Origin of the sequence: Pseudomonas sp. NBRC 111119, assembly GCF_001320125.1 — a bacterium.
Taxonomy (GTDB): domain Bacteria; phylum Pseudomonadota; class Gammaproteobacteria; order Pseudomonadales; family Pseudomonadaceae; genus Aquipseudomonas; species Aquipseudomonas parafulva.
The window spans coordinates 41,291-47,718 of record NZ_BCAV01000070.1 but is presented as its reverse complement, the minus strand read 5'-3'; the positions used below and the strand labels follow the sequence as shown (position 1 = coordinate 47,718).

The following is a 6,428-nucleotide window of genomic DNA, read 5'->3' as shown; positions in this document are numbered from 1 at the left end:
CTACAGCAACAGCCCAAAGCAGAAATGACCAGCACAGTACAGTTATCCCTTATTTTTCCCATTGACTGTACCGCCCACTCACTCCGCATAATCCTCCCATCAATCTTGGAGGTGGCATGCCCAAAACAGTCCTGGTACTGGTAGAAACCGTCGACGATTACCTCCCCCTGCTGGAGCAGTCCGGTTATCACCTGATCCGCGCTCAATCCCCCAAGCTCCGCGCCCAAGCCATCGAGCAACAGGGCGCGCAGATCGACGCCGTGCTCACCCGTGGCCCGCTCGGCCTCACCTCCAGTGAAATGGCCGCGTTGCCCAAATTGCAGATTATCTGCGTCATCGGCGCCGGCTACGAGCAAGTCGACCTGCCCGCCGCCGCCGCCCGCGGCATCACCGTGACCAACGGCGCCGGCGCCAATGCAGAAGCCGTTGCAGACCACGCCATGGCCATGCTCCTGGCCCTGCTGCGCAATATTCCCCAGGCAGACGCCAGCACCCGCCGCGGCGAATGGCAGCGCGTCATCAGCCCGTCGGTGAGCGGCAAGCGCCTCGGCATCGTCGGCCTGGGCGCCGTCGGGCAGGCCATCGCCAGGCGTGCCCAACTCGGTTTTGCCATGCCGGTCAGCTATTACAGCCGCAGCCCCAAGGCCGATCAGCCCTACACCTGGTTCGACAGCCCCGAACGCCTCGCAGAGGCCGTCGATATTCTGGTGGTGGCCACGCCAGGGGGGGCCAACACCCATCACCTGATCGATGCCAGCGTGCTCAAGGCACTGGGCCCGCAGGGTTACCTGGTCAATATCGCCCGCGCCAGTGTGGTCGACACCCAGGCGCTGGTTACTGCCCTGCAAAGCGGCGCGCTGGCAGGCGCTGCAACGGACGTATTCGATGATGAGCCCCAGGTGCCTGATGCCCTGAAGGCACTGCACAACACCGTGCTCACCCCCCACGTAGCAGGCCAGTCGCCTGAGGCCGCGCGGGACACCGTGGCCCTCGTGCTGCGTAACCTGCAGGCATTTTTTGCCGGTGAGTCTGTGTTGACACCCGTTCGCCCGTAACCCTGACACAGAAAGCCGCCTGGTAGCTGCCGGGCCATAAGGAGCGTGTCCATGCAACTCGAAATCTTCCAGGTCGATGCCTTCAGTGCCGAACCGTTCGGGGGCAACCCGGCGGCCGTCATCCCCCTTGAACACTGGCTGCCAGACCAGGTGCTGCAGCGTATCGCTGAAGAGAACAACCTGTCGGAAACGGCGTACTTCGTACGCAATGGCGAGGGCTTCGACCTGCGTTGGTTTACCCCCGCCGTGGAAGTGGACCTTTGCGGCCACGCCACCCTGGCGTCTGCCTATGTGCTGTTCGAACAACTGGGTGAACCCGCCCAGGTGCTGCGCTTCAATACCCGCAGTGGCGAGTTGCGGGTCACCCGGGGGGACGATGGGCTGCTGGCCATGGACTTCCCCGCCAAACAGCCCGCAGCCGCAGAAATGCCTGCAGGGTTGCTGGAGGCACTGGGCCTGCACCAGGCGCTGGCGCTGTACCGCAGCGATGACTACGTGGTGGTGATCGAAGACCCATTGCTGCTGGACGCGCTGCAACCCGACTTCGCCGCGCTCTCGCGCTACGATGTGCGCGGCATTGCCGTGACTGCGGCGGGGCGGGGGTTCGACTTCGTTACCCGTTGGTTCGGGCCGCGGGTGGGCGTGAATGAGGACCCGGTGACAGGCTCGGCGCACACCTCGCTGGCACCGATCTGGGCCGAGCGCCTTGGCAAGCAGCGACTGGCCTGCGAGCAGGGCGGGGCGCGCAAGGGCCAGTTGCACTGTGAGGTGCCGGGCAATGGCCGGGTGATCATCAGTGGTCGGGCGGCGCTGTACCTGCGCGGTACGGTGTTTGTCTGACACGTCTGCGCATTCGCGTGCCGGCGATGGGCTGCCGGGCCTGAGGCTATACTGGCTTCTTTGTCTTTTTCGGGGAGTGCATCATGGCTTTGGAAACGTCCGGCAGCTGCTTGTGCGGCGCCACCCGGCTGAAGGTTTCGTTTGACCATGCCGATGTCAGCGCCTGCCATTGCAGCATGTGCCGCAAGTGGACCGGCGGCCCGCTGCTGGTGGTGCATTGCAACCAGCCGCCGGCGTTCGAGGGCCTCACCCCCGGGGTTTACGATTCGTCAGACTGGGCGCAGCGCGGGTTCTGCAGCCAATGCGGTACACACCTGTTCTACCGACTCAGGGCCAACGACAGCTACGCGGTGCCGGTTGGCCTGCTGGATGGCGAGCTGAACTGGCAGTTCAGCCTGCAGATCTTCATCGAGCAGAAACCCGGTTGGTACTGCTTCGCCAACCAGACTACATCCCTCACCGGCCAGCAGGCCTTTGAACAGCTGGGCTAATGCCGGCGTGCGGGCTTGCCAAAGCGCTGCAATCCTGAGAAAAGGGCGGCTTTGTCTTTCTGATGGAGTATGCCCGTGAGCCAAGAACTGCAGATCACCGACCTGGTAGAGGGTGAGGGCAAAGTCGCCGTCAAAGGCGCCCTCATCACCACTCAATACACCGGCTGGTTGGCCGATGGCAGCGAGTTCGATTCTTCCTGGTCCCGTGGCAAGCCGTTTCAGTGCGTCATCGGCACCGGGCGTGTCATCAAAGGCTGGGACCAAGGGTTGATGGGGATGCGTGTGGGCGGCAAGCGCAGGCTGCATGTGCCAGCCCATCTCGCCTATGGTGAACGCACACTGGGCGCCATCCCACCACACGCCGACCTCACCTTCGAGATCGAGTTACTGGAAGTGCTCACGCGGTACGACTGAGCCCCAGCAGGCAACAACAGGTTCACCTGCCAGACACAAATGCGCAACAGCAGGTGTCTAGTCTGGGCCTTGCCTAGGGAACGGCATTCACGCTCAGGGAGGAACCAAACGGGTTCGGGGCACTCTGACCCTCACCCGTTGCCAAGGATGGCAATCACGCTCAAGGCGGCCTGCAACAGGCCGGGTACTGTGTCGGGTGCAACCGATTGTTCTGCCACACAGGCCTTGAATTGATGAAATTGCCAGCTTTCTTCCGTCGCCGTCGCCACCCGTTGCTGCTTGGCCTGCTGCTCACGGCAGTGGCCGTGCCGTTGACGCTGGAGGCGCTCGACAGCAGGGCAGAACCTGTGGACGGTACCCAGACCCTGGTGTTTCTGCGGCATGCCGAAAAACCCGGTGAAGGCCTGGGCCAGTTGAATTGCCAGGGGCTGAACCGCGCGCTTGACCTGGCCACGGTATTGCCTGCGCGTTTCGGTAAAGCCGATTACGTGTTCGCCGCCAACCCCACGCGGCATGTGGAAGAGGGCAGCCAGGACAAGAGCTACAGCTATATCCGCCCGCTGATGACCATCACCCCCAGTGCCATTCGGCTGGGCTTGCCGGTGAACATCGATTTCAGCGCCAACGACACCGACGAGCTTGCCGACGAACTGCTGCGTGACAAGTACCGCAACGCGACCGTGTACACCGCCTGGTCCCATGGCTACCTGCCGGATCTGATCAATGCCGTCGCCGGCAAGGCGTTGGGTGAAAAGCGGGTGATCACCGAAGACTGGGAGGGTGACGACTTCGACACCCTGTATGTGCTGACCCTGACCTGGCACGACGGCAAGGCCAGCCTGCTCAGCCGTAACGTGCGCCAGGGCCTGAACGACGGCGCCGAAGCCTGCCCCAGCTGATTCATTCCCCAGGGCAGCACCACAACGGGGTCAGCGGCCCAGGCGCATCGGCCAGCCCACTACCTTCTTGGCCCTGGGCGTGGCGTAGGTGCGTACTTTCGATGTGCTCAAGCCCATGCGCACCAACGCCTCGGCGACCGTCACTGCCGCACTCACGCCATCCACCACCGGTACCCCGGTGCGTTGGCGGATCTGCTCGTCCAGCCCGGCCATGCCGCCACAACCCAGGCAGATGACCTCGGCCTTGTCTTCACGCACGGCACGTTCAGCCTGCTCGACGATGGCCTCCACGGCCCGCTGCGGGTCGGCTTCCAGCTCCAGCACCGCCATGCCGCTGGCGCGCACCGAGGCGCAGCGGTCATACAGGCCTGACAGCTTGAGGCGGTCTTCGATCAGCGGCACCGTGCGGTCCAGTGTGGTGACCACCGAGTAGGCATGCCCCAGGTACATCGCTGTACTGGCCGCCGCGTCGGTGATGTCCACCACCGGCACGTTCAACAACTCCTGCAACCCTTCACGCCCGTGCTCGCCGTAGCCGGCCTGGATGACTGCATCGTAGGGGCCTTCGTAGGCCAGTACCCGGTCCATTACCGCGATGGCGGCCAGGTAGCTTTCGAAATTGCCTTCCACCGATTCGGCGCCGAACCAGGGGGTGAGCCCGATGATCTCGGTGCCGGGTGCGGCCACCGCGCGTGCCTGCTCGGCGATGGCATCGGTGATGGCTTCTGTGGTGTTGACGTTGGCGATAAGAATGCGCATGGGCAGTCCTCCCTGTTCAGTGGCTGCTGTGGTCGACGGCGATGCATTCGCCGCTGACATCGTGATAGTGACGGTTGCGTGGGGCAATCAGCAGGTAGATAGCAGCGGCAATGCCTGCGCCGATCAGCCAGGAGAACGGTGCCACGCTGTGGAAATGGGGTACCAAGGCCAGCACGATGGCCAGCAATGCGGCAGGCAGGAATGCCGCGATGGCGCGCAGGTTGATGCCCCGCGTGTAGTGATAAGCGCCGGCCGGGTCTTCGCTGTAGAGCTGCGGCACGTTGATGCAGCCTTTGCGCAGCAGCCAGTAGTCGGACATGATCACGCCGTACAGCGGCCCCAGAAGGGCGCCCAGGCCAGACAGGAAGTACACGATCACCAGCGGGCTGTTGTACAGGTTCCAGGGCAGGATCAATACCGCCAGGGTGGCGCTGATCAGCCCGGCGCGGCGGAAGTTGAGGTGGCGCGGGGCCAGGTTGCTGAGCACGAAGGCCGGCGCCACGAAATTGGCCATGATGTTCACCGCCACGGTGACGATCAGGAATGCCAGGCAGCCGAGTACCAGGAACGCGGTGCTGGGGATGGCGGCCACGATCTGGGTGGGGCTGTCGATGATCTGCCCGTTGATCTGGAACTGGGCACCGCACAGCACCACCGTGATAACGGCGAACACCAGAATGTTGACCGGCAGGCCCCAGAAGTTGCCTACGCGAATGGTTTTGCGGCAGGGCGAAGACCGGGCGAAGTCGCAGAAGTTGAGCACCAGCGTGCCGTAGATGGCCAGCCACAGCGCGCCGCCGGCAAAGATGTTGCGCCACATGTCAACGCCGGTCAGCGGCTCGGCAACCGACCAGGCAATGCGGGCATCGGCCTTGATGTACATGAACACGGCCAGCGAAGCGACCGTGAGCAGAATCACCGGCCCGGCGAACCCCTCGTAGCGGCGCACCATCTCCATGCCGTAGGCCAGAATGACCAGTTGCACCAGCCAGATGGCCACGAAGCACACCCAGCCCAGGCTCGACAGCCCCAGAATACTGTCATGGTCGTAGGCCGCCAGTTGCGGCCACACGGCGCTCAACAGCACCCGCAGCACCACTGACGCCAGGTACGTCTGTATGCCGAACCAGGCGATGGCGATCACGGCGCGTATCAGGGCGGGTATCTGCGCACCATGGATACCGAAAGCGATCCGGCTGATGACCGGGAACGGGACGCCTGTCTTCTGCCCCATGTAGCCCGACAGGTTCATGAAGAAGTACACCAGTGCCGCACCAATGGCCAGTGACATCAGGATCTGCCAACCCCCCAGGCCCAGCGCAAACAGCCCCATGGCGAAGGAATAGTTGGCGATGTTGTGCACGTCGTTGGTCCACAGGGCGAAGATGCTGTAGCCACCCCAGCGGCGCCCGGCGATGCGGGTGGGCGCCAGGTCGCGGTTATGCAGGCGTGGGCTGAGGCCGAGGGCTAGTGCGGGGTCGGGCTGTGTGGTGGTGGGTTGGGTGCTGGCGACGGACAGTTCAGGGGCAAGGTTGAGGCTGCTACTCATTCCGGCGGGCTCCTGATGCACGCAGACTGCGATGAGCGGGCATGCGCACGGGCTGGCCTTCTCGTCGGTGCAGCGTTGGCATCACAGGGTTCTGGGCGCGGCGGCCAAGGGTAAGTCGGCGTCGCGGGTTATTGTGTATTTATGTTTTGTCTAATTTGTATACAAAACATGAACACACAAAAGCGAGTTCCATGCCAAGCCTTGTTGAGTCAGCCACGATCGAAGACATCAGTACGAATATGAATTTTTTAACTATCTGAATTTATTCAGAAATATTCACATGGATAGACAATTCTTAAATTTCTCAGAGCTGAACTAGTTGATCATTCAGTCAGATTTTAAGCGGTTCTGCCTGTAACGCAATGGTGCGCCAAAACACTAAGTGCACACAAAAATGGCACTTATGGTTACGTTTATGTGT

The 6,428-nt window shown here is 62.6% G+C and carries 7 protein-coding genes; 5 read left to right on the top strand and 2 right to left on the bottom strand.

Going from position 1 to position 6,428, the window contains the following annotated elements:
* The first annotated feature begins 116 nt into the window (after positions 1 to 116).
* The 5 genes from APH25_RS23335 to APH25_RS23315 all read left to right on the top strand — a co-directional run bounded on the left by APH25_RS23335 (position 117) and on the right by APH25_RS23315 (position 3,699).
* Positions 117 to 1,055: a 2-hydroxyacid dehydrogenase gene (locus tag APH25_RS23335; RefSeq protein WP_060483549.1), complete on the top strand. Its 939-nt coding sequence runs from the start codon at positions 117 to 119 to the stop codon at positions 1,053 to 1,055.
* A 51-nt stretch (positions 1,056 to 1,106) separates the two neighbouring features.
* Positions 1,107 to 1,895 carry a PhzF family phenazine biosynthesis protein gene (locus tag APH25_RS23330; protein ID WP_060483548.1) on the top strand — a complete coding sequence of 263 codons (789 nt, stop codon included), beginning with the start codon at positions 1,107 to 1,109 and terminating at the stop codon, positions 1,893 to 1,895.
* An 83-nt stretch (positions 1,896 to 1,978) separates the two neighbouring features.
* Positions 1,979 to 2,386 (top strand): GFA family protein, encoded by a 408-nt coding sequence (locus APH25_RS23325; RefSeq protein ID WP_060483547.1) that lies wholly within the window; start codon positions 1,979 to 1,981, stop codon positions 2,384 to 2,386.
* Between the two features lie 75 nt (positions 2,387 to 2,461).
* On the top strand, positions 2,462 to 2,800 hold the full coding sequence (locus APH25_RS23320; RefSeq protein WP_060483546.1) for an FKBP-type peptidyl-prolyl cis-trans isomerase: 339 nt from the start codon (positions 2,462 to 2,464) through the stop codon (positions 2,798 to 2,800).
* A 233-nt stretch (positions 2,801 to 3,033) separates the two neighbouring features.
* Positions 3,034 to 3,699 carry a hypothetical protein gene (locus APH25_RS23315; RefSeq protein WP_060483545.1) on the top strand — a complete coding sequence of 222 codons (666 nt, stop codon included), beginning with the start codon at positions 3,034 to 3,036 and terminating at the stop codon, positions 3,697 to 3,699.
* A 30-nt stretch (positions 3,700 to 3,729) separates the two neighbouring features.
* On the opposite strand, the gene APH25_RS23310 is transcribed toward APH25_RS23315, so the two are convergent.
* Positions 3,730 to 4,458, bottom strand: coding sequence for an aspartate/glutamate racemase family protein (locus APH25_RS23310; protein WP_028632123.1), 729 nt, complete (start codon positions 4,456 to 4,458; stop codon positions 3,730 to 3,732).
* 16 nt (positions 4,459 to 4,474) lie between these two features.
* Positions 4,475 to 6,007, bottom strand: coding sequence for an NCS1 family nucleobase:cation symporter-1 (locus APH25_RS23305; protein ID WP_028632124.1), 1,533 nt, complete (start codon positions 6,005 to 6,007; stop codon positions 4,475 to 4,477).
* Between the last annotated feature and the right edge of the window lie 421 nt (positions 6,008 to 6,428).